20 protein-coding genes are annotated in these 23,552 nt (G+C 58.1%); 14 read left to right on the top strand and 6 right to left on the bottom strand.

Features of this window, described 5'->3' with window-relative positions; all coding sequences use genetic code 11:
* Positions 1-11: 11 nt before the first annotated feature.
* From AC19YQ_RS13840 to AC19YQ_RS13875, 8 genes are all read left to right on the top strand, one after another.
* A complete protein-coding gene (locus tag AC19YQ_RS13840) occupies positions 12-689 on the top strand; it encodes a TetR/AcrR family transcriptional regulator (protein ID WP_500595333.1) in 678 nt (225 codons plus the stop codon).
* A 102-nt stretch (positions 690-791) separates the two neighbouring features.
* Entirely contained in the window at positions 792-1,298 is a 507-nt protein-coding gene (locus tag AC19YQ_RS13845; protein WP_046810569.1) for an RNA polymerase sigma factor, read from the top strand.
* 86 nt (positions 1,299-1,384) lie between these two features.
* Positions 1,385-2,386 carry a FecR family protein gene (locus tag AC19YQ_RS13850; protein WP_500595374.1) on the top strand — a complete coding sequence of 334 codons (1,002 nt, stop codon included), beginning with the start codon at positions 1,385-1,387 and terminating at the stop codon, positions 2,384-2,386.
* A 218-nt stretch (positions 2,387-2,604) separates the two neighbouring features.
* Complete coding sequence (locus tag AC19YQ_RS13855; protein ID WP_500595334.1) at positions 2,605-5,385, top strand: TonB-dependent receptor; 2,781 nt, start codon at positions 2,605-2,607, stop codon at positions 5,383-5,385.
* A gap of 106 nt (positions 5,386-5,491) precedes the next feature.
* On the top strand, positions 5,492-6,121 hold the full coding sequence (locus AC19YQ_RS13860; RefSeq protein ID WP_500595335.1) for a heme acquisition protein HasA: 630 nt from the start codon (positions 5,492-5,494) through the stop codon (positions 6,119-6,121).
* 113 nt (positions 6,122-6,234) lie between these two features.
* The gene (locus AC19YQ_RS13865; protein ID WP_500595336.1) at positions 6,235-7,980 is read left to right on the top strand and encodes a type I secretion system permease/ATPase; all 1,746 of its coding nucleotides are present in this window, start codon (positions 6,235-6,237) and stop codon (positions 7,978-7,980) included.
* On the top strand, positions 7,977-9,305 hold the full coding sequence (locus AC19YQ_RS13870) for an HlyD family type I secretion periplasmic adaptor subunit (protein WP_500595337.1): 1,329 nt from the start codon (positions 7,977-7,979) through the stop codon (positions 9,303-9,305). The genes AC19YQ_RS13865 and AC19YQ_RS13870 overlap by 4 nt, the downstream gene beginning before the upstream one ends.
* Before the next feature lie 29 nt (positions 9,306-9,334).
* Positions 9,335-10,621, top strand: coding sequence for a TolC family outer membrane protein (locus AC19YQ_RS13875; protein ID WP_500595375.1), 1,287 nt, complete (start codon positions 9,335-9,337; stop codon positions 10,619-10,621).
* Between the two features lie 118 nt (positions 10,622-10,739).
* On the opposite strand, the gene trmA is transcribed toward AC19YQ_RS13875, so the two are convergent.
* Both trmA and AC19YQ_RS13885 read right to left on the bottom strand, forming a co-directional pair.
* Positions 10,740-11,828: a tRNA (uridine(54)-C5)-methyltransferase TrmA gene (gene trmA, locus AC19YQ_RS13880; protein WP_500595338.1), complete on the bottom strand. Its 1,089-nt coding sequence runs from the start codon at positions 11,826-11,828 to the stop codon at positions 10,740-10,742.
* Positions 11,825-13,120 (bottom strand): NCS2 family permease, encoded by a 1,296-nt coding sequence (locus tag AC19YQ_RS13885; protein WP_133078620.1) that lies wholly within the window; start codon positions 13,118-13,120, stop codon positions 11,825-11,827. The genes trmA and AC19YQ_RS13885 overlap by 4 nt, the downstream gene beginning before the upstream one ends.
* Before the next feature lie 210 nt (positions 13,121-13,330).
* Here AC19YQ_RS13885 and AC19YQ_RS13890 point away from each other — a divergent pair, with 210 nt between their 5' ends.
* Complete coding sequence (locus AC19YQ_RS13890) at positions 13,331-13,768, top strand: DUF4879 domain-containing protein (protein WP_500595339.1); 438 nt, start codon at positions 13,331-13,333, stop codon at positions 13,766-13,768.
* 106 nt (positions 13,769-13,874) lie between these two features.
* Here the strand turns inward: AC19YQ_RS13890 and AC19YQ_RS13895 are convergent, their stop codons facing one another.
* Entirely contained in the window at positions 13,875-15,098 is a 1,224-nt protein-coding gene (locus AC19YQ_RS13895; RefSeq protein WP_500595340.1) for an MFS transporter, read from the bottom strand.
* A gap of 405 nt (positions 15,099-15,503) precedes the next feature.
* Between AC19YQ_RS13895 and AC19YQ_RS13900 the strand changes: the two genes are divergently transcribed.
* The 3 genes from AC19YQ_RS13900 to AC19YQ_RS13910 are packed head-to-tail and all read left to right on the top strand — an operon-like array spanning position 15,504 to position 18,179.
* Positions 15,504-16,943, top strand: coding sequence for a cytochrome ubiquinol oxidase subunit I (locus AC19YQ_RS13900; protein WP_133078617.1), 1,440 nt, complete (start codon positions 15,504-15,506; stop codon positions 16,941-16,943).
* A gap of 3 nt (positions 16,944-16,946) precedes the next feature.
* The gene (gene cydB, locus AC19YQ_RS13905; protein ID WP_133078616.1) at positions 16,947-17,954 is read left to right on the top strand and encodes a cytochrome d ubiquinol oxidase subunit II; all 1,008 of its coding nucleotides are present in this window, start codon (positions 16,947-16,949) and stop codon (positions 17,952-17,954) included.
* 57 nt (positions 17,955-18,011) lie between these two features.
* Positions 18,012-18,179 (top strand): DUF2474 domain-containing protein, encoded by a 168-nt coding sequence (locus AC19YQ_RS13910; RefSeq protein WP_133078615.1) that lies wholly within the window; start codon positions 18,012-18,014, stop codon positions 18,177-18,179.
* Positions 18,180-18,366: 187 nt separating this feature from the next.
* On the opposite strand, the gene AC19YQ_RS13915 is transcribed toward AC19YQ_RS13910, so the two are convergent.
* The gene (locus tag AC19YQ_RS13915) at positions 18,367-19,491 is read right to left on the bottom strand and encodes a methyltransferase (protein ID WP_500595341.1); all 1,125 of its coding nucleotides are present in this window, start codon (positions 19,489-19,491) and stop codon (positions 18,367-18,369) included.
* Between the two features lie 155 nt (positions 19,492-19,646).
* Complete coding sequence (locus AC19YQ_RS13920; RefSeq protein ID WP_500595342.1) at positions 19,647-20,360, bottom strand: autoinducer binding domain-containing protein; 714 nt, start codon at positions 20,358-20,360, stop codon at positions 19,647-19,649.
* A 368-nt stretch (positions 20,361-20,728) separates the two neighbouring features.
* Between AC19YQ_RS13920 and AC19YQ_RS13925 the strand changes: the two genes are divergently transcribed.
* Positions 20,729-21,505: a ferredoxin--NADP reductase gene (locus AC19YQ_RS13925; RefSeq protein WP_500595343.1), complete on the top strand. Its 777-nt coding sequence runs from the start codon at positions 20,729-20,731 to the stop codon at positions 21,503-21,505.
* A 72-nt stretch (positions 21,506-21,577) separates the two neighbouring features.
* Here the strand turns inward: AC19YQ_RS13925 and mscL are convergent, their stop codons facing one another.
* The gene (gene mscL / locus AC19YQ_RS13930) at positions 21,578-21,991 is read right to left on the bottom strand and encodes a large-conductance mechanosensitive channel protein MscL (protein ID WP_133078611.1); all 414 of its coding nucleotides are present in this window, start codon (positions 21,989-21,991) and stop codon (positions 21,578-21,580) included.
* 122 nt (positions 21,992-22,113) lie between these two features.
* Between mscL and radA the strand changes: the two genes are divergently transcribed.
* On the top strand, positions 22,114-23,481 hold the full coding sequence (radA, locus tag AC19YQ_RS13935) for a DNA repair protein RadA (RefSeq protein ID WP_019824057.1): 1,368 nt from the start codon (positions 22,114-22,116) through the stop codon (positions 23,479-23,481).
* Positions 23,482-23,552: the final 71 nt, after the last annotated feature.

Raw genomic sequence — 23,552 nt, forward strand, 5'->3', positions numbered from 1 at the left:
GTGAACCTTACATGACCGACACTCCAGAACTCGACACCGGCGCCACGGCACCGGTCGTCGAACCGCGCAAGAGCCGTAAGAACAACCCCGAGAAGACGCGGGAAAATATCCTGCAAGAAGCGATTGTCGAGTTCGTGGAACAAGGGTTGGCGGGCGCGCGCGTGGACGCCATCGCAGAGCGTACCAAGACCTCCAAGCGCATGATCTATTACTACTTCACCAGTAAGGAGCAGCTCTACGTCGAGGTGCTGGAGAAGCTCTACGGCGAAATCCGCAGCATCGAAAGTCGCTTGAACCTGGATCAGCTCGAGCCGGTAGAAGCCATTCTGCGGCTGGTGGAGTTCACCTTCGACCACCACGACATGAGCGCGGATTTTGTGCGCATTGTCAGCATCGAAAATATCCACAAGGGTGAGTACATCAAGCGTTCGGAAGGCATCAAGGCCATGAACGACACGATTGTGCATGCCCTGGAAAACATCCTGCGACGCGGCGTTGAACAAAAGGTATTCCGTGCGGGGCTGAACCCGCTGGATGTTCATTTACTGGTCAGCTCATTCTGTTTTTATCGAGTGTCGAACCGGTACACCCTGGGTGAGATTTTCCAGGTCGACTTTTCCGATCCGCAGGTCAAGCAGCGTCAGCGCGACATGATGTGTGACGCAGTGTTGCGTTATTTACAGGCATGACCGGGCGCCACATTTCTGGAAATGAAATCCAATACCAATTGAAAATCATTCTCGACAAAAAGTAAGATAGCCGCCCCTTTCCTTCATGCTCAGGGAGTCGGTTTGTCGGATATGGATCTCAAAGGCTTGTTCCTCAAGCATGCCGGTACCCTGCGCGGGTATCTGGCGCGCAAGGTGCGAGACCCTCAGCTGGCCGCAGACCTGGTGCAGGAAAGTTTTCTGCGCATGGCCGAGCGTGGGCGCAAGGAGCACATCGACAACACCCCCGGCTATCTGTATCGCATCGCGGGCAACCTGTTGGTCGATCACATTCGCCAGGAAACCCGACGCAAGACCGACTCGGTTGCCCACGAAGCACTGGCCGAAATCGAAGATGAACTGGCAGGGCTGGAGGCCCAGGCGATGGCTGAACAACAGCGCATGGCTCTAAAGCAGGCATTGTCCGAGTTGCCCGAAAGGACTCAGGAAATCTTCCGTCTCAACCGCATCGAGGGCATGACCCATGCTCAAGTTGCGCGCCATCTTGAAATTTCTGACAGCTCAGTGCAAAAGCATCTGTCAAAAGCCTTGGCCTACGTCATGCAGCGCCTACAAGAGCCTGAGAAATAACATTCAAATATGTAGATGAATGGCTTACTGAGTTTTAGCCGGCGAGACGTCACTGCTTATATATAACGAGAAATAGAGATTCACACCTGATGAGCCAAGGCCCCGAACAGCAGATCATTACTGAAGCGGCCGCCGAGTGGGCGGTGCGTCTGCACGCGGGTGCGTTGAGCGAAGACGCCCGGGCGCAACTGGACCTGTGGCTGGCAGCCGATGAGCGCCATGCCCCGGCGTTACGTTTCGCCGAGCAGACCTGGGCGGCGTTGGGGGCGCTGGCGCTGGAGGCCAGGCCCGCCGGGCATCGGCTGTCACCGCCCGCCGTACGCCCCGTGCCGGTGACTCGACGCCGGCGCCCGCTGCGTTGGGCCGGGCGTGCGGCGGTACTGTCGCTGGTGCTGGCGGTCGGCTGGATCAGCGGCCCGACCCTGCTGCTTCAAATGCAGGCGGACTACCGCACGGGTGCAGGCGAAATCCGCACCGTTCAACTCGCCGATGGCAGCTCGGTCGAGCTGGACGCATCCAGTGCAATCAGCATCGACTACGACACCCGCGAGCGGCGGATCAGATTGCTTTCGGGGTCGGCCGTATTTGACGTGTCGCCCATGGGCGAAGCCGAAATCCGGCCTTTTGTGGTGCAGAGTGCGGGTGGGCGAACCCGGGCGCTGGGCACGCAATTTGTGGTTGGTCGGGAAAGCAGCGACCAGGCATGGGTCGGGGTGTTGCAGCACAGCGTTGCGGTCAGCCTGTTGACCTCGCCGGTTCAAGGCGCGGCGCAGCAAACCCTGGAAGAAGGCCAAAGCGCCCGCTACAGCGCACAGGAGGGTGTACAAAAACTGCCCGGTTTCGACCTCAACGCGGCCACCAGTTGGCGCCGTGGTGTACTGGTCTTTGACCGTCAACCGCTTGCCCGCGTGATCGAACAGCTCAACCGCTATCGCCCCGGCCAGATCATATTGGCCAACCCGGCACTGGCCAGTCGACAGGTCAGCGGCGTATTCCGCCTCGAAATGCTCGACAGCGCACTGCACACCCTCACCCAGGAGCTGCATGTGCAGCGCGTCGAACTGGCGGGCGTCAGCCTGGTGTATTGAGCCGCCACCCATCCTGTGGAGCTGGCTTGCCGGCGATGCAGGCGGCGCGGTGTGTCAGGCAGATTACAGTGCGGCTATCGCGAGCAAGCCCGCTCCCACAGGGCCCTCCAGCACTTTTTGAAAATTAATCGCAAAAACCTTTACTGACTTCACCCCGATGTTACGTCTTGCTATTGAGATTCATTCGCAAAGCAGCTCGTAGCCTGGGGAAAATAAAAATGATGGGTAGTCAGCGCAAAGGGGTGCAGTCCGCAAGCCGGTTAGCCTTTGCTGTTCATGTCGCACTGTTTGCGTCGCTGGCGGTGCAAGCGCCGGTACAGGCCGCTGAAAAAGTCAGCAGCGCCGTGCAACAAGAATTTATCGCCTTCCATATTCCGGCTCAGCCGCTGGACAAGGCCGTGCTGATTTTTGCCGAACAGGCTGGCCTGCAAGTGCTGTTTGACAGCCAGATGCTGCAAGGCCTGAAATCCATAGCGCTCAATGGCGACTTCGGCGTACAGGAAGGTCTGGCCCGTTTGCTGGGTGGCAATCCGGTGGAGTACCGCTTTACCGGCGAACGCCAGGTCACCCTGACCCGCGTCAGCGGCGAACACAATGGCGCACTGGCCCTAGGCACTACTTCGGTGACGGCCAGTGAAGGCAGTAGTGGGGATTGGGTGTATCAAACCCCATCCTCCGTCGCTGTCATCACCCGCGAGCAAATCAACAAACGTGCCCCCCGTCACGCCGCTGACATGCTTGAAGAAACCGCTGGCGTGTACACCGCCGTCAATCAGCGTGACCAGGGCCTGTCGGTCAACATCCGCGGTATTCAGGACTATGGCCGGGTCAACATGAACGTTGATGGCATGCGCCAGAATTTCAACGTCAACGGTCACCAGCAACGCAATGGCGTGATGTTGATCGACCCGGAAATGGTCTCCAGCGTTGAAATCGACAAAGGCGCCCAGTCCGGCATGGGCGGTGCGGGCGTATTGGGGGGTATTGCCAGCTTTAACACCCTGCAAGCCAGCGAGTTCCTGGAAGACGGCAAAGAGTACGGCGGGCGCATCCGGGCCGGCAGCGGTATCGGTAAATTGGGTAACGGCACCTATTTCAATGGTGGTGGCGTCTTCGCATTTGGCAATGATCTTGGCGATGTTTTGGTTGCTTATAGCGAACGCCATTTTGGTGACTACCGTACCGGTCGGCAAAACGCCGATAACCTGGGCGTAAATATTCGCAACAAGAACAAATATCGCGAAGCCTGGACAGACTGGCTGACCAGTGAAGTAGGCGATACCGGCAGCGTGACCCGTTCGCAGATGGTCAAGTTCGGGCTCAACCTGCCCAACGACCAACGAGCGCAGTTCACTTACCTGGAAACCGACAGCGATAGCGCTGACGCATGGACCAACCTCAATGCGACGCAGGATGGTTACGACTATGTGCGTACCGGTAAAAGCAATATCAATACCGGCAACCTGGCGCTGGATTACAGCTACAACCCGGATAACGAGCTGATCGACTTCAAAAGTAAACTTTATTACGTCAATACGCAGCTTGATCGGCGTAATGCCCCCCACAAAGCGTCGGCTAATAGTGGTAATGCATTTGATGGTTACGAAGATGAGTTTCGCACCAGCACATGGGGTTTTCAGGTAGAAAACACGTCCCGGTTTGACTTCAACAACTACGGGCAACTGAGCTGGAACTATGGCCTGGAAAGCTATCAGGACATTTTGAAATCCAAGAACAATCTGGTGCCGGCCGAGAACGAGAACGATCTGCCCTGGGTCGAGGGGGCAGACCCGGAAGGCAAACGCACCATGGCCAGCCTGTTCAATAACCTGCACTACCAGTACAGCTATTGGCTGGCGCTGGATGCCGGGTTGCGTTATGACCGCTATCGCCTGGAAGGCAAAACGGGCATGAGTTTATGGCAAGCGCCGGTCACTCCAGGGGAGAATGGTGGCGAGGTGATGACCTCGGGGACTTCTGTAAGAAATGTTTATTTCTATGATTCAGATCGTGAAGACGGCAAGTTTTCACCGACGTTTGGTATAGGGATAAAGCCCGGAGTTGACTGGTTGCAGTTCTATGGGCGATGGGGCCAAGGCTGGCGCCCGCCGGCGGTGACTGAGGTGTTTATGACCGGGCGCCCCCATGGGGGGAATGCACCGGAGCGGGTTTACCCCAATCCATACCTGAAAGCTGAGGAAAACCGGGAATGGGAGTTCGGTTTAAATATCTTTAAAGAATCCCTGTTCTTTAATAATGACCGGCTTGGAGTAAAAGTTGCTTATTTTGATAATAACATCAAGAACTTCTCATTTTTACACTATGGTGTCTCTCTTCCAGGGTCGGCGGATGTCGTCGGATCGGGTCGCTCTGCGTATGTGAATAACCAGGCGGAGACCCGGTTTCGCGGCGTTGAATATCAGTTGAATTACGATATGGGACGGTTGTATACCAACCTGAGTTACACGCATATGATTGGCAGTAATGAATTTTGCTCAAGTGGGTACTATATGGGCGGCGCCAAGAAAAGGGGCGAGGTTATTAAGATAATCAGGACGCCCTACACCCGGCCTAATGGCAAGATTGGCTACATCAATACTAGAGTTTCTGAATGGCTCGATGACCCGGACAGAAACAACAAAATCGATTGCGGATCTACTATGGGTAATGCGGCATATATGCCCGCAGATCGAGGGTCTCTAACAGTGGGGGCTCGTTTCCTTGAGCGGCGCCTGGACACGGGGATACGCTTTCGCTACAGCCCTGGTAATGGCGCGGGTCTGAATGAATGGAGTTACTCCGGTATAGAGCAAGCACACTGGCCTAAATACAGCGTGTACGACCTGTATGCAAGTTACTGGCCGACGGACACGTTGAATATTACCTTGTCATTAGAGAACGCTACCGACGAAGCCTACTTTGTGGCCATGGGTGATGCCAATAACTTGAGCATGGCGCGCGGTCTGACATTGAGTGGCATGCTCGAATATAAATTCTAAATAACGGACTGTTTGCTTCGTTATATAAAAGATTGCTCGTTGTGAGCAAAGGCGTGCATCGCTGTGCGCCACTTCACTGAAACTATCTAAGGAAGAAGTTCAAGTCATGACTATTTCAATTAACTATAGTTCGTTTGTTGGTTCTGATTCGATTGGTGACGTGCTTAGCGATTGGGCCCAGGGTTTTAAAACTGCGGGTCACGGTCTAAGCAATACCGGTGGTTTCAATAGTGGCGGCCGTGCTCAAGATGGTGAGCAGTATGCGACGTATGGTGCCAATAATTCGGACTACGCCTTTATCGCAGGAAGCGATACCAGCAATGGCCTGCATTATGTGTATGACCCTAAAGTCTCTGCTGGCGACAACATGAACCACTACCTGTGGGGTGAACTGGACAGCGTGAGTTTGGGTGAAGTGCTGACTGGTGGTTCGGGCAGCGCGTTTGGCCTGGGCGACTACACCGTCTCCTTCAACGGCCTCGACCTGTCCGCCGCCAGCGATGCCGGCCGTGCAGGCAACGCTGTTCAGGACGTGATCTACGGCCTGATGAAAGGTGACGTATCGGGTCTGGAAGGCGTGCTCAACAACCTGCTGAGCGGGTTCGGCCTGAGCACCGATTCAACCTTCGACCAACTGGCGGCAGCTGGCCTGGCTCACGCCGATGCACCGCTGGCGGCTGATATCAGCCTGGTGGGCGTGCAAGAAGTGGCTCAGGACTGGGCTCTGGCGGCGTAATTCCCGCTCACCTCAGTGAACTCCAATCCTGTGGGAGCCGGGCTTGCCCGCGATTGCATCGCAGGCAAGCCAGCTCCCACAGGGTTTTCGGCCCACTTCCTCGGAATCCTTCCATGACCCGGCCCAAAGCCAACGAGATGCTGGCTGCCTTGACGGCCTACAAACGTGCTTTCTTCAATATCGGCCTGTTCTCGGCCGTGATCAATTTACTGATGCTGGCGCCGGCGTTGTACATGTTGCAGGTGTATGACCGGGTGCTGGCATCAGGCAATCAAATGACCCTGTTGATGCTGACGCTGATGATCCTCGGCCTCTTTGGCCTGATGGGCGCGTTGGAGTGGGTGCGTAGCCAGGTGGTGATCCGCCTCGGCACGCAGATGGATATGCGCTTGAATCAGCGCGTCTACGACGCCGCGTTCGAAGCGCAATTGCGCACCGGCAACCCGGCGGCCGGGCAGGCGCTGAATGACCTCACCAGCTTGCGTCAATTTGCGACCGGCAATGCCCTGTTCGCGTTCTTCGATGCGCCGTGGTTTCCGGTGTACCTGTTTGTAATTTTTATGTTCAGCCCGTGGCTGGGGCTGCTGGCCCTGGGCGGTGCGGTGCTGTTGATGATACTGGCGTGGGTCAATCAACGCGTCTCGCAAGCCCCACTTAAAGCCGCCAGTGAGTTGTCAGTGCAAGCCACCCAGCAAGCCAGCGCCCATCTGCGCAATGCCGAAGCCATCGAGGCAATGGGCATGCTCGATACCTTGCGCGAGGGTTGGTTGGCACAGCACACGGCCTTTTTGGCGCAGCAGAATCTGGCCAGTGAAAAAACCGCCACCGTGAGCGCCTGGTCAAAAGGCGTGCGCCTGGCGCTGCAATCCCTGGTGCTTGGGTTGGGCGCGCTGCTGGCCGTGCAAGGCCAGATCACGGCCGGGATGATGATTGCCGGCTCCATTCTGATGGGCCGGGTACTGAGCCCCATCGACCAGTTGATCGGTGTATGGAAGCAATGGACGTCGGCACGGCTGGCCTATCAGCGCCTCGAAGCATTGCTGCACAGCTATCCGCCGCGAGCCCGGCGCATGGCATTGCCTGCGCCTCGGGGCGAACTGGCGGTGGAGCAATTGAGCGCCAGCGCTCCCGGCACCCGTCGCGCCACCCTGGCCAACCTGAGCTTCACCCTGCCGGCCGGGCAAGTGATGGGGGTGATCGGGCCTTCTGGCTGCGGCAAGTCGACCCTGGCCCGGCTGTTGATCGGGGTGTGGCAGCCGCTGGCGGGCAAGGTGCGGCTGGACGGGGCTGAGTTATCGCAGTGGGACAAGCATCAGCTCGGTCCGCATCTGGGGTATTTGCCCCAGGACATTCAGTTGTTTGCCGGGACCATCGCGCAAAACATCGCACGCTTTGCCGAGGTGGATGCCGACAAGGTGTTGGCCGCTGCGCAACTGGCCGGAGTGCATCAGCTGATTCTCCAATTGCCCGAGGGCTATGAAACGCGCCTGGGTGAAGGCGGCGCGGGGCTGTCCGGCGGACAGAAGCAACGCATCGGCCTGGCCCGTGCACTTTACGGCTTGCCAGCGGTGATCGTGCTCGACGAACCCAACTCCAACCTCGATGAAGCCGGGGAACAGGCCTTGTTACAGGCCATTGCCCAGCTCAAACAGCACAAGCGAACACTGATTTTGATCACCCACAAACCCAATGTGCTGACCCTCACCGACTACCTGTTGATTCTGCGCGAAGGCCAGCTCCAAGCCTTTGGCCCGACGGCCAAGGTGCTTGGGGCGCCCGCTGCAGCGAAACCTGCGGCGCCCAAGCCCGCCATGAATGTGAGCTATCGGCTCGGTACGGCAGAGGCGGGCAAGGCATGAAGTATTCGAACGCCAAGGTTCCAGGGGACAGCAATGTGCTGCAACTGGATGACACCCGCTATTCGCGTTTGGGTTGGCTGCTGATGCTCGGCGGCTTTCTCGGGTTTCTCGGCTGGGCCGCTTTGGCGCCGCTGGACAAGGGCGTCGCGGTGTCGGGCAAGGTGATGGTTTCGGGCCATCGCAAAGTGGTGCAACACCCCAGCGGCGGGATTGTTGAACGGATCGACGTGCGTGACGGCGACAAGGTGGATGCCGGTCAGGTCTTGATCCGGTTGAAGGAAACCCCGCTGCTGGGGCAGGCCCAGTCGTTGCGCAGCCAGTTTTATGGCTCGCTGGCCAGTGAGGCGCGGCTCAATGCCGAGCGCGATGGCGCCGCCAGCGTGAGCTTTCCTGTCGAGTTGACGGCCTTGGTGACCGAGCCGGAAGTGGCATCGAATCTGGTATTGCAGCGGCAACTGTTCGATAGCCGCCGTCAGGCGTTGCTGCTGGATCAGCAAGGGGTCGACGAGAGTATCGCGGGCGCCGAGGCGCAGTTGCGCGGGGTGCGTGAATCCCAGGCCAGCAAGGTGTTGCAACGCACGGCCCTTGCCGAACAACTGCAAGGTTTGCGTGAGCTGGCGCGGGAAGGGTATATCCCGCGCAATCGCCTGCTGGACAGCGAGCGGGTGTACGCCCAGGTACTGGGCTCCATCAGCGAAGACTACGGTCGCATCGGTCAATTGCAGCGACAAGTGTTGGAGATGCGTCTGAAAATTCGGCAACTTGCCGAGGAGTATCAAAAGGAAGTCCGTACCCAGCTGGCCGACACCCGAGTGCGCACCGAGGATCTGCGCAACCGGCTGGCTTCGGCCGAGTTTGAGTTGGCCAACAGCCAGTTGCGCGCTCCCGTGGCCGGAATTGTGGTGGGGCTGGATGTGTTTACGGAGGGCGGCGTGATCAAGCCCGGTCAGGCACTGATGGAAATCGTGCCCCAGGGAGAACCCCTGCTGGTCGAGGCGCGCGTGCCGGTTGAACTGGCCGACAAGGTTCACCCGGGCTTGCCGGTGGAGTTGATGTTCTCGGCCTTCAGCCAAAGCACCACGCCAAGGGTGGCGGGCGAGGTGACACTGGTGTCGGCGGATCGCCAGGTCGATGAGCGCACGGACGAGCCGTATTACACGCTGCGCGCACAGGTCAGCGATGCGGGCATGGCCCAACTGGCCGGGCTGCAGATTCGCCCGGGCATGCCGGTTGAAGCATTTGTGCGCACGGGCGAGCGTTCGATGCTCAATTATCTGTTCAAGCCGTTGCTCGACCGCACGCATATGGCGTTGGTGGAGGAATGACGGTGCGCCAGTTCTTATGTGGATTACTGATGGCGTGTGCTGGGCCGGTACAGGCGATGGGGTTGCTGGAAGCCTACGATCTGGCGATTCGCAACGACCCGACCTTCCAGGCCGCCATTGAAGAGCGGGCGGCAGGGGAGGAGAACCGCGCCCTGGGTCGCTCGGCGTTGCTGCCCACTCTGTCGTGGAACTACAACAATTCGCGCAACGAGTCCGAAGTCACCCAGGCCAGCACTCGGACCGACCGCGACTACCGCAGTTATGCGGCGACCTTGACCTTGCAGCAACCGCTGCTGGACTACGAAGCCTACGCACGATTCCGACAGGGGGCAGCGCAGGCGCTGTTTTCGGATGAGCGCTTTCGCAGCAAAAGCCAGTATCTGGCGGTGCGCGTGCTCAGTGCCTACAGCCAGGCGCTGCTGGCGCAGGAGCGGATCGAATTGAGCCGGGCGCAAAAGCGCGCCTTTGCCGAGCGCCTGCAACTCAACCAACGGCTTCTTGAAGGCGGTGAGGGTACTCGCACCGATGTGCTGGAAACCCAGGCGCGCCTGAGCATGGCGGTGGCTGAAGAAATCGAGGCGCAAGATAATCAGGACGCAGCCTTGCGTGAGCTGGAGGCGATGCTTGGTGAGCCGCTGCAGGTCGAGCAGCTTGCCCCGCTGGTGGCGCATTTTGTGATTCTGCCACTGGAACCTCAGCGCTTCGAAAGCTGGCGCGAACTGGCGTTGGCCAATAACCCGGAGCTGGCGTCGCAGCATCACGCGTTGACCTCGGCCGAGTATGAGGTGGAGCGCAAGCGGGCCGGGCATCTGCCCAAGCTCAGCTTGTATGCCAGCAGCCGTCAGACCAGCTCCGATTCGGAGAGCACCTACAACCAGAAGTACGACACCAACAGCGTGGGCATTCAGCTCACCGTGCCGTTGTTTGCAGGGGGATCGGTGTCGGCATCGACCCGTCAGGCTGCGCGGCAACTGTCCCAGGCTCAGTACGAACTGGACGCGCAAACAGCGACCACGCTGGTGGACCTGCGCAAGCAATACAACCTCAATAGCAGCGCGGCGGCCAAGGTGCGGGCGTATGAAATGGCCGTTGAGTCTGCCGGTGCCCTGGTGCAGGCGACGCAGAAAAGCGTGAGTGGGGGCGAGCGGGTCAATCTGGATGTGCTGGATGCCGAACAGCAGCTGTTCAGTGCCAAGCGGGATTTGGCTGAGGCGCGCTATGCCTATTTGCTGGCGCGGGTGCAGCTCAAGTACTACGCGGGGTTATTGAATGAAGGGGATTTGCGGCAGGTGGCGGGGTATTTTCGGGTCCATTAAACATGGCCATATTGCGGTGTGGCCATCGCGGGCAAGCCCGCTCCCACAGGTATTGCGCTGATCCTGTGGGAGCGGGCTTGCCCGCGATTCGGTCGACACGGTGTATCAGAACCTGTGTTTACCGGCGAACCAGCAACACGCCCGACTCCATGTGGTGAGTCCACGGGAATTGGTCAAATACTGCGCAGCGCTCAATCCGGTGAGTATCGTGCAGTTGGGCGATGTTCTCGGCCAATGTTGCAGGGTTGCACGAGATATACAGAATGTTATCGAAGCGGCGTGTCAGTTCGCAGGTGTCCGGGTCCATGCCCGCACGCGGCGGGTCAACGAAAACGCTGCCGAACTCGTAGCTTTTCAGGTCAATGCCCTGCAAGCGACGGAATGGGCGTACTTCATTCAGGGCTTCGGTCAGTTCTTCTGCCGACAGGCGTACCAGCGTGACGTTATCCACAGCGTTGTCGCGCAGGTTGTTGATCGCGGCGTACACCGATGTCTTGCTGATTTCGGTAGCCAGCACTTTGCGCACGCGAGTGGCCAGCGGCAGGGTGAAGTTGCCGTTGCCACAATACAGTTCCAGCAAATCATTCGAACGTTCGCCCAGCGCTTCGTATGCCCAATTGAGCATCTTCTGGTTGACCGTGCCGTTGGGCTGGGTGAACGCGCCTTCGGGCTGTTGATAAGTGAAGGTGCGACCCGCCACTTCCAGCGCTTCGACCACATGATCGCGGCCGATCACGACACGTTTGCCCTTGGAGCGGCCGATCACGCTGATATCGAGGTCTTTGGCCAACTGCTCGGCAGCGGTTTGCCAGTGCTCGTCCAGCGGGCGGTGATAGCACAGAGTGACCATCGCATCGCCTGCCAGGGTGGTCTGGAACTCAACCTGGAACAGCTTGTGGCTCAGGGCTGAGCTGGCTTTCCAGGCGGCCTTGAGTTGGGGCATCAATTGGTTGATGCGCAGGCTGGCAATCGGAAACTCTTCGATCAGGATCGGTGTGCGCTTGTCATCTTGCGCGAACATGGCGTAGTGACGCTCGCCCCCTTCGCGCCACAGGCGAAATTCGGCCCGCAGACGAAAGTGCTTCAGGGGCGAATCGAACACCTGGGGTTCTGGCGCATCGAAAGGCGCCAGCAACTCGCGCAGACGATTGGCCTTGGCCTCAAGCTCAACGGCGTAGGTAGCAGGATCAAATGGCAGAGCACTCATGCAGGAAACCAACCTAGCTTGACGACAAACAGAACCGACAGAATGATCAGCGGCGCATTCAGCTCACGGGCGCGGCCCGACAGCAGCTTGATCACGGTCCAGGAAATAAAGCCGAAGGCAATGCCGTTGGCGATGGAGTAGGTAAACGGCATGGCCAGTGCGGTGATCACCACCGGTGCGGCAACGGTGACGTCGTCCCATTCGATTTCGGCCAGGCCGCTCATCATCAGCACGGCAACAAACATCAGCGCAGGTGCGGTGGCGAAGGCTGGAACGCTGGCCGCCAATGGCGAGAAGAACAACGCCAGCAGGAACATGATGCCGACCACGATGGCCGTCAGACCGGTACGGCCACCGGCGCTCACGCCTGCCGCCGACTCGATGTAGCTGGTGGTGGTCGAGGTGCCCAGCAGCGAACCGGCCATGGCCGCGGTGCTGTCAGCGATCAGGGCACGGCCCATTTTTGGCATGTGGCCGTCTTTGCCCATCAAGCCAGCGCGCTTGGCGACGCCGATCAATGTGCCTGAGTTGTCGAACAGGTCAACGAACAGGAAGGCGAAGATCACGCTGATCAGGCCGATGTCCAGGGCGCCCTTGATGTCCAGTTGTAGGAAGGTCGGGGCCAGGGAAGGTGGCATCGACACGACGCCACCGAAATCGGTGACGCCCATTGCAATAGAAGCAATGGTCACGGCCAGAATGCCGATCAGCACTGCGCCACGGACTTTCATTGCCTCAAGGGCAACAATCAGGGCAAAGCCCAGGGAGGCCAGGATCACTTTTGGCTGAGCCAGATCGCCCATGCCGACCAGGGTTGCCTTGTTGGCAACCACGATACCGGCGTTACCCAGGGCAATCAGCGCCAGGAACAGGCCGATACCGGCGGCAATGGCCGAGCGCAGTGGCAGGGGGATGCTGTTGATGATCCATTCGCGGATGCGAAAGATCGACAACAGGAAGAACAGCACCGCCGAGATAAACACCGCACCCAGCGCTACCTGCCAGGTGTGGCCCAAGTGCAGCACCACGGTGTAGGTGAAGAAGGCGTTCAGGCCCATGCCCGGTGCCAGTGCAATCGGGTAGTTGGCGATAATGCCCATGGTCGCCGAACCGATAGCCGCCGCCAGACAAGTGGCAACAAATATGGCGCCTTTGTCCATGCCCGTCTCGCCGAGAATGCTCGGGTTGACGAACAGGATGTAGGCCATCGCCAGGAAGGTGGTGATACCCGCAAGAATCTCGGTACGCACATTGGTGTTGTGTGCTTTGAGTTGAAACAGCCTTTCCAGCATGCCAGTCCCCGTGGCGCCAAATGCGCCGTGATTAAATCGTTTTCAACAGCAAAGCACAGACGTGGACCGTCTGAAGAATTTCTGTCTGTCGGAAAAAGCCGCGCATCATACCAGCAGCTCGTACATATGGCTGCTTTGGTTACCCTGCTGGGCCTTGTTTTATAACCTTGATGTCGCAGGCATACTGCGTGCCAGTTTTAGGAGGGATCCATGAAGCACGTCATCACGTCGATTTCAGCCTGTGTCGTCTTCCTTATAAGTGCCGCGATCAGCGCCGCGCCCGCGACACCCCTGAGCACCCTGGAAATTCTCAAAGTGGCGTCTGTTTCCTGCGCTGTAGAGGATGTGTCCGATGGTCGTGAGCAGACCCGCTGCGACCACAAGGGCCCTGGTATCAAGGTCTATGTGCTGGAGCGCGGTTACGGCGGCCAGCCGAATGTCACGCTCGATGGCCAGGAAGTGGAGGGTGTACGGGCTGCGGTCTGTAACCAGGGCGAGGGGCTGGTGGCATGCAACGGTGCGGGCACCACGGTGGGGCACGTGTATACCTTTGACCTGGGTAACAAGGACGGTGGCTGGTTCGAGTTCAGCAACACCTCGTTGGTGCCGCCGCACAACCGACTGGGTGTGCGGCTATATATAAAGTGAGATTTATTGTGGGAGCGGGCTTGCTCGCGATGGGATCGCCGAGTCGTATCAGGTCAAACGCGCCGCTCCTATCGCGAGCAAGCCCGCTCCCACAAGGTCGGTGTGGCTAAGGCTTTTCTTCCACCATCCGATCCCGGTTGGCCAGCCCCGGGAACAGTTTTATCCACAGCCCGGTGACGACCAGCGTGCCAACCCCGCCCAACACCACGGCGGGCACTGTGCCCAGCCAGTGGGCCGTCACTCCGGATTCGAATTCCCCCAGCTGGTTGGACGCGCCGATAAACAATCCGTTGACCGCGCTCACCCGGCCACGCATTTCATCCGGGGTCTCCAGTTGCACGAACGAGGCGCGGATCACCATGCTGATCATGTCCGCCGCGCCAAGTACCACCAGCACTGCCATTGAAAACCAGAACGAGGTCGACAGGCCGAACGCGATGGTGGCGACTCCGAATATCCCTACCGCGGTAAACATGACGCGCCCCACCTTGCGCTCCACCGCGAATCTGGCCAGCCACAATGACATCAGCAGGGCGCCGACCGCCGGTGCCGAGCGCAGCATGCCCAGGCCCCAGGGGCCGGTTAGCAAAATATCCTTGGCAAACACAGGCAGCAGCGCCGTGGCCCCGCCCAGCAGGACGGCAAACAGATCCAGGGAGATGGCGCCAAGGACGTCAGGGCGGCTGCGAATGAAGCGAATGCCCGCGAGCAGGGAGTCCAGCGTGGCCTTGGCTTTGTTCAGCGGCAACTGGCGGGCGGGGAGGTTGCTCATCAGCAGTGCCGCAATCAGATACAGCGCAACGCTCGGGCCATACACCCAGACGCTGCCAAACGCATACAACAAGCCCCCAAACGCTGGCGCGACAATGGTGGCCGATTGTTGTGCCGCTTGTGCCGCCGCCACTGCGCGCGGGAACAGCTCAACCGGCACGATCGAAGGCAGCAGCGCCTGGGTGGCGGGCATTTCGAAGGAGCGGGCGGCACCCAGCAAAAACGCCAGGATAAAGATCATTTCCCGGGTAATGTGATCGCCAGCACTGCTGATGGCCAATGTCAGGGCAATCATTGCCTGTACCGACTGGCACAGGGCCGCCACCCTGCGACGATCATAGCGGTCGGCCACATGCCCGGTGTGCAACATAAACAGCAGGCGCGGCGCGAATTCGATCAAACCCACCCATCCCAGGTCCATCACGTTGCCAGTCAGTTGGTAGAGGTTCCAGCCAATGGCCACGGTGAGCATTTGAAATGCACTGGCGGTGAAGATACGGGCAAACCAGAAGGCCACAAATGGCCGGTGATGGCGGAGCAGAAGGGGCTGGCTGGTCATTTAAAAGAGGTCGTGGCCGAGGGTGGGGGGACGTCGAGATTATCATTGTTTTGTAACAAATAATGACTCGAAATATCACATATCCCCAGTGCCCCACGTTGGGTCAAACAGGGCTTTTGCGCGATTCCTTGTGGTTCTTGCAACGGTCTATTTCAAGGCCTGAGGCATCGTGTCACGCGACAACAAACCACATTAGCCGTGTGTCAGGAATGGACTACTCTTTCATCCATGCTTGATCCAGATCAAAGCCTTTGGGGTTTTGTCTGAGTGGCCAGCCGGCCAGATCCCTTGGTGTTGTGGTTTGAAAGCGAGCAGCGATTCGCGGTGGCCACGGCGTGCAGGGTAGTTGGATTCAGGCGCGAAGTCTGGGTCCTCAACGACCTGATACCTGATAGAGGAAGACTTATGTTCGGTTTGGATGCTCTCGAGCTCGCCCGAATTCAGTTCGCGTTTACCATATCGTTCCACATCATTTTCCCCGCCATTACCATCGGTCTCGCCAGTTATTTGATGGTGCTCGAAGGCATGTGGCTGAAAACCCGTGACGATACCTACCGCGACCTGTACCACTTTTGGTCGAAGATTTTCGCCGTCAACTTCGGCATGGGCGTGGTATCGGGCCTGGTCATGGCCTACCAGTTCGGCACGAACTGGTCGAGGTTCTCGGACTTCGCCGGTGCTGTTACCGGGCCGCTGCTGACCTATGAAGTACTGACTGCATTCTTCCTTGAAGCGGGTTTTCTGGGCGTCATGCTGTTTGGCTGGAATCGCGTGGGCCGGGGGATGCACTTCTTCTCGACCGCGATGGTGGCCCTGGGAACGCTGGTCTCTACCTTCTGGATCCTGGCCTCCAACAGCTGGATGCAAACCCCGCAAGGCTTCGAAATCATTGATGGTCGGGTGATTCCGGTGGACTGGCTGGCGGTCATTTTCAACCCGTCGTTCCCTTACCGTCTGGCGCATATGGCCACGGCTGCCTTTGTCGCTACGGCATTTTTTGTCGGCGCGTCAGCGGCCTGGCATCTGTTGCGCGGTCGTAACACGCCGGCCATTCGCCGCATGTTCTCGATGGCCATGTGGATGGCCCTGGTGGTTGCGCCGGTACAGGCGCTGATCGGTGATGCCCACGGTTTGAATACCCTCAAGTATCAGCCAGCAAAAATCGCGGCCATGGAAGGTCACTGGGAAAACAAACCCGGTGAGCCAACGCCGCTGATTCTGTTTGGTATCCCGAACATGAAGACCGAAACCACGGACTACAAGATTCAGATCCCGTACCTGGGAAGCCTGATTCTGACGCACAGCCTGGACAAGCAAATCCCTGCGTTGAAGGAGTTCCCGCCAGAGGATCGCCCCAACTCGACCATCGTGTTCTTTAGCTTCCGCATCATGGTGGCGCTGGGCATGTTGATGATCTTCGTCGGGCTTTGGAGCGTATGGCTGCGCAGGCGCGGCACCCTGTACGAGAACCGCTGGTTCCTGCGTATGGTGCTGTGGATGGGACCATCGGGTCTGATCGCGATCCTTGCGGGTTGGTTCACCACCGAGATCGGTCGCCAGCCGTGGGTGGTTTACGGGCTGATGCGCACTTCGGATGCGTCGTCCAACCACAGCGTCATGCAAATGAGCGTCACGCTGGTCATGTTTGTCGTGGTGTATTTCGCGCTGTTTGGTGCGGGTCTGGGTTACATGATGCGTCTGGTACGCAAAGGTCCGATTACCCACGAAGGCGAAGAAGACACCCACGGTGGCCCAGGCCAGCAACGCACGCCTGCCCGTCCTCTGTCTGCGGCCCATGAGGGTACAGATGAAGGCCACAGCGACAGCCTGACTAAGGGGAATTGAGTCATGGGTATTGATCTGCCACTTATCTGGGCAATCATCATCATCTTCGGGATCATGATGTATGTGGTCATGGATGGTTTCGATCTAGGGATCGGCATCCTCTTTCCCTTTATCAAGGGCGAGAGCGACCGCGATGTGATGATGAACACGGTCGCCCCTGTCTGGGACGGTAACGAAACCTGGCTGGTACTGGGCGGCGCGGCATTGTTTGGTGCCTTCCCGCTGGCCTACTCGGTCGTGTTGTCGGCACTGTACCTGCCACTGATGCTGATGCTGATGGGGTTGATCTTTCGGGGCGTCGCCTTTGAGTTCCGCTTCAAGGCACGGCCAGAAAAACGCCATCTCTGGGACAAGTCCTTTATTGGTGGCTCGCTGGTGGCAACCTTCTTCCAGGGGGTGGCGCTGGGGGCCTTCATTGATGGGATCCCGGTGGTTAACCGTCAGTATGCGGGGGGCGGGCTGGACTGGCTTTCACCGTTCACTGTGTTCTGCGGGATTGCCCTGATCGTGGCCTATGCATTGCTTGGCTGCACCTGGCTGATCATGAAAACCGAAGGCCACTTGCAGGAGCGCATGCACAAGTTGGGTCGCCCGCTGGCGTTGGCCGTACTGGTGCTGATGGGCATCGTCAGCCTGTGGACGCCACTGGCGCACACTGACATTGCTGCACGCTGGTTCACACTGCCGAACCTGTTCTGGTTCTTGCCGGTGCCGATCCTGGTGTTGGTGACGATGTATGGCCTGCTCAAGGCGATAGCGCGCAAGGCTCACTACACGCCGTTTCTGTTGACCCTGGTGTTGATCTTCCTGGGTTACAGCGGTCTGGGTATCAGCTTGTGGCCGAACATCATTCCGCCTTCGATCTCGATCTGGGATGCAGCGGCACCGCCTCAAAGCCAGGGCTTCATGCTGGTAGGCACCTTGTTTATCATCCCGTTTATTCTCGGTTACACCTTCTGGAGCTACTACGTGTTCCGCGGCAAGGTGACTCACGAAGACGGTTATCACTAGTCGTACATGCCGCTGTGGCCTGAGGGCCACAGCCTTTTCCCCAGAGGAGGCCCGAACATGGCTGGCAAGGATTATCTAAACGACGTTCAAGAGTGCGAAAAAAAGCCCTTGTGGCAACGCATTGGCTGGTTGCTGGTGATCTGGACCGCCAGTGTGGCGAGCCTGGCAGTATTTGCCTGGCTGATCCGCCTGTTCATGACCGCCGCAGGCATGAAGAGCCACTGACTTTCCATCCCGTAGCCTTGCGGCTACGGTTTTATGACCCGCCTTGGCTAATGCCATTCGGTTAAGCGGGGAGGTTTGATCCTGGTGGGAGCGGGCTTGCTCGCGACTGGAGCGGCGCGGTTTGACTATCTGACCGCGTCGCCTGCATCGCGAGCAAGCCCGCTCCCTCAGCTCTCATTTCCAGTGATTACTTGCGCGCCTTGAGGATCACAAACTTGGGAGTGGCGGCCACTTGTTCGACGCCCCGAAACAGTTTGGCCAACTTGCTGTGATAGCCCAGGTGACGGTTGCCGACGATGTACAGCGCACCCCCCACTACCAGCGCCTCACGGGCTTGCTGGAACATGCGCCAGGCCAGAAAGTCTCCCACCACTTGTTGCTGATGGAACGGCGGATTGCACAGCACTACGTCCAGTGAGTCCGGTGCCTGGCTCGCCAAACCGTCGTCAGCCCGCACAATGACCTCGCGATCACCCAATGCGGCCTGCCAGTTTTCGCGGGCAGACTGCACGGCCATGAACGACTCATCGACCAGCGTGTACTGCGCTTGCGGGTTATTCAGCGCGCTGGCAATGGCCAGTACACCATTGCCGCAGCCCAGGTCGGCAACCCGTGCAGTGCCCAGGTTTTTTGGCAGGTGGGGCAGGAATGCCCGAGTGCCGATATCGAGGTCTTCGCGGCAGAACACGTTGGCGTGGTTGAGCAGCTCGATGGCCGGTTTTTCCAGCCGATAGCGCGTGGGGTACGGCGATGTAAATGGCCCCAGGGCCTGGGACGTGGACACCAGCAAACGGGCTTTTTTGACCGCCAGCGAGGCCTGTACCGGGCCAATGTAGCGCTCCAGCAGATCGCCTGCGGCGCGGGGCAAGTGTTTGACCATTGCGACTGCGATGACCTGTGCTCCGGGTGCCAATTGGCCTTGCAGGCGGATCAGTTGCTCTTCAAGCAGCGCCAGGGTCTTGGGAACACGCACCAGTACACAGTCGAAAGGCCCGACCAGAGGCTGGCTGGCAGGGATGATCGATACCGCATCGTAAGCATGGCCATTGCGCACCAGATTCTTTTCCAGCGCCTGAATGGCGAGAAAGGAGTCGCTGCTGCTGGTGACATGCAGGGTGTTGACCAGACTGACCGCCAGGGCACCAAAACTGTCATTGAGCACCAGCACCCGGCTGTTTGCGGGCAACGCCTGCTCAGCCAAGTGATTAAGCAAATACTCATCCGCCGCATCAAAGGCCTGCAAGGGCTCGTTTTGCTGCTCGGGTTGGCGGATCAGGCGAAGTTGGGCGAAGGGGCTTTCTAGCACAGGCATTTATACAAACTCTGAGGAATCGACAACTGCATGTCTTGCCCCTGAGGGGGGAGGCTGGCAAACAGAGGAGTCCGTGGTTTTACAGGTAGGCGTGATTTTACTTTTTTTTGCCGCAGATTGCCTGACGGGTTTATCTACTTTAGCGCAGTGTCCGTTTACAGCAGTCCAAACCTGGCCGCCATGACCACGGCCGAGGTTTTGTTGCTGGCCCCCAGTTTTTTCATTGCACCACTGATATGGAAGTTCACGGTGCGGGTGCTCAGGCTCAGAATCATGGCAATGTCGGAAGCGATTTTGCCTTCTGCAGTCCACTTGAGAACTTCTAACTCACGTTCGGACAAACGCATGATGTTGATCGTCAGCCTGTGGCGCAGGTGGAAGCGTTCGAGCATGGCGCTGTGTAACTGATTGCACAGCCAGAGCACGCTGGCAGCTTTGCCCGAAAACTCGTCCTGCGACACAGGAGGGTCTTTTCTGGCAAGGCTCAACATGCTCACTGCGCCATTGGGGTCATGCACCGACTGCGACCAGCCATAGGTCAGCCCGCAGGTTTGGGTGGCTTTCCACTGGTCGGGAGCATCACGAAAAACATCGGCGCTCCAAATAATGGGCAGGATCGAGAGTTGGCAGTGAGTCATGAGTGGGTTTTTTTGCGTAAGAGGGCCTTTTTCATACCGCTCGACATAATCATTTGGATAGTTGGTTATTACCTTGCTATTTGTTGTTATGTTTCCATGTCGAGGGATCATACGAAAGAAAAAATAATTAAAGCCGCACTCTTCTATTCGTTTGAGTGTGTCGGAACCCAATTCAGCTTCGCTTCTGCAGGCGAGGTGTTGGTTCTGGCTGATTAAATGATGTGCGGTCATAAGGCGCTCCGGCGGCCCGACAGTAAGTGGGTGGCACTAGATGGTGTGATAATAAGTTTATTCTAGATGGTGTTTGAGATGTTGTTGTTGATTAAAAAATATAAATGGGGGGCAGGTAGTAGGGTGTGTTTATAAATGCAGACGATAATTTAAACAGTAAGTTTAATTATGCTTTTTCGGGTTTATATATATAGCTGTTGTGCGGTTTTAGATAAATTGGATCCGGGAACTGTGTGCGTTAATTAGCACGCACCTTGTCGGCGACCCCTTGTTTGCCCCTGAAGGGTGTCTTAAAGCCATCACAAACCATCGGTGTTTCTCCTGGCGTCTTTGGGCGACACTAGAGGCATTCGTCAATGGAGTGCCCCATGACTGCCAGCGCAGAAAAATTTACCCAGCAGACGCTTCTCGATGTCACACCGCTGACCCCCAGCCTGTTCACATTGCGTACCACTCGCGACCCGGGCTTTCGCTTTACCGCGGGCCAGTTTGCAAGGCTTGGCGTGACCAAGGCGGATGGCAGTACGGTTTGGCGCGCCTATTCCATGGTCTCTTCACCCCATGACGAGTTCTTGGAGTTCTTTTCGATTGTGGTGCCCGGGGGAGAGTTCACCAGTGAGCTCAGTCGTCTTGAGGTCGGTGACACCTTGCTGGTGGAGCGCCAGGCCTTTGGTTTTTTGACCCTGGATCGTTTTGTTGACGGGCGTGATCTGTGGTTGCTGGCAACGGGGACCGGCATCGCACCGTTCCTGTCGATCCTCCAGGATTTTGAAGTCTGGGAAAAATTCGAGCGCATTGTGCTGGTTTACAGTGCCCGCGAAGCGCGCGAACTGGCCTATCAGGATCTCATCGCCGGCTTATGTTCCCGTGATTACCTTGCTGAGTATGCACACAAGTTTGTGTATGTTCCGATCGTCACCCGTGAGCGAGTGCCCGGTGCATTGAACGGACGCATGACCACCTTGATCGAAAACGGTGAACTTGAGCAGGCGGCGGGTGTTGAACTGACCTGCGAACATTCGCGGGTGATGTTATGTGGCAATCCGCAAATGATTGATGACACACGCAAGTTGTTGAAGGCCCGTGACATGCAGTTGAGCCTGAGTCGTCGGCCCGGGCAAGTTGCTGTTGAGAACTACTGGTAGTGTAAATTTTATATGTCGAACAGCATGAAATAAATAACGGCGCCCTGGGGCGCCGTTATTCATGTCGGGCAGTTAAGGTCGGTTGTTTTGAACTTTAAGCAGGTCACGAATTTCGCCCAGCAGTTCTTCTTCTTTAGACGGAAGAGGCGGGGCACTTGGTGCGACCGCTTCTTCGCGCTTCAGGCGGTTGATTGCCTTTACACCCATAAAGATGGCAAACGCGACGATGATAAAGTCGATCACGCTCTGGATGAATTTGCCATATGCCACCACCACGGCCGGGGCATCGCCAACGGCGGCTTTCAGCGTAATGGCCAGGTCACTGAAGTCCACACCGCCAATCAACAGCCCCAGCGGTGGCATGACCACGTCACCCACGAAGGACGAAACGATTTTGCCAAATGCCGCGCCGATGATGATACCGACGGCCATATCGACCACGTTCCCTTTGACCGCGAAGGCCTTGAACTCACTTATCACGCTCATTGGATATTCCTTGTTACAGATGAAGTTGGTGGGTGCAGTGTAATTCAGCATGGCAGATCATGCCCGCGCCGCACTGATCAAAGCTCAGTGGGCTATCATCGCGTTTTTTCCCTGGAGTTCAGATGGCCAAGCCCAAGCGCATTTACGGCTGCACAGAGTGCGGCGCAACCTTTCCCAAGTGGGCAGGGCAGTGCGGCGAGTGCGGCGTCTGGAACACCCTGGTCGAGACCATTGTAGAAAGCGGCGCCGCCGCGCCGCCCAGTGGCCGTACCGGCTGGACAGGGCAACAGGCCCAGATCAAAACCCTGGCCGAAGTCAGCATTGCAGAGATCCCGCGCTTCTCCACCGCTTCCGGTGAGCTGGATCGGGTGCTCGGGGGCGGTCTGGTCGATGGTTCGGTGGTGTTGATCGGCGGTGATCCGGGTATCGGCAAGTCCACTATCTTGCTGCAAACCTTGTGTCAGATGGCTACGCGCATGCCTGCGCTGTATGTCACCGGCGAAGAGTCCCAGCAGCAAGTGGCCATGCGCGCCCGACGCCTGGGGTTGCCCCAGGATCAGCTCAAGGTGATGACCGAAACCTGTATCGAAAACATCATCGCCACCGCCAAGCTCGAAAAACCCAAGGTCATGGTGATCGACTCAATCCAGACCATCTTCACCGAGCAACTGCAGTCGGCGCCGGGCGGAGTGTCCCAGGTGCGAGAAAGTGCGGCATTGCTGGTGCGCTATGCCAAGTCGAGCGGCACGGCCATTTTCCTGGTGGGCCACGTGACCAAAGAGGGTGCGCTGGCCGGACCGCGGGTGCTGGAGCATATGGTCGACACCGTGCTGTATTTCGAGGGGGAGTCTGACGGTCGCTTGCGTCTGTTGCGCGCAGTGAAAAACCGTTTTGGCGCGGTCAACGAGCTGGGTGTGTTCGGCATGACCGACAAAGGCCTGAAAGAAGTCTCTAACCCGTCAGCTATTTTTCTTACCCGTGCTCAGGAAGAAGTGCCGGGCAGCGTCGTCATGGCCACCTGGGAGGGCACCCGTCCTATGCTGGTGGAAGTGCAGGCACTGGTGGACGACAGCCATATGTCCAACCCGCGCCGTGTGACGCTGGGTCTGGATCAGAATCGACTGGCCATGCTGCTGGCTGTCCTGCATCGCCACGGCGGTATTCCCACTCATGATCAGGATGTATTCCTTAACGTGGTGGGCGGGGTCAAGGTGCTGGAAACCGCGTCCGACCTGGCGCTGATGGCGGCGGTGATGTCCAGTCTGCGCAATCGCCCGCTGCCCCATGATCTGCTGGTGTTTGGTGAGGTTGGCTTGTCCGGCGAAGTGCGCCCGGTACCCAGCGGTCAGGAGCGGCTTAAAGAAGCGGCCAAGCATGGTTTCAAGCGTGCCATCGTGCCCAAGGGCAACGCCCCCAAAGAGTCTCCGCCGGGCTTGAAGGTCATCGGTGTGACCCGCCTTGAGCAGGCACTGGATGCGTTGTTTGAATAGGGCCTCATATCTGTAAAAAAATCTGCAGGGTTTGATCGCGGGGCTTGGCCAGGAGGCCGGAACTGACAGTG

The sequence above is a fragment of the Pseudomonas sp. MF06569 genome, assembly GCF_059862735.1.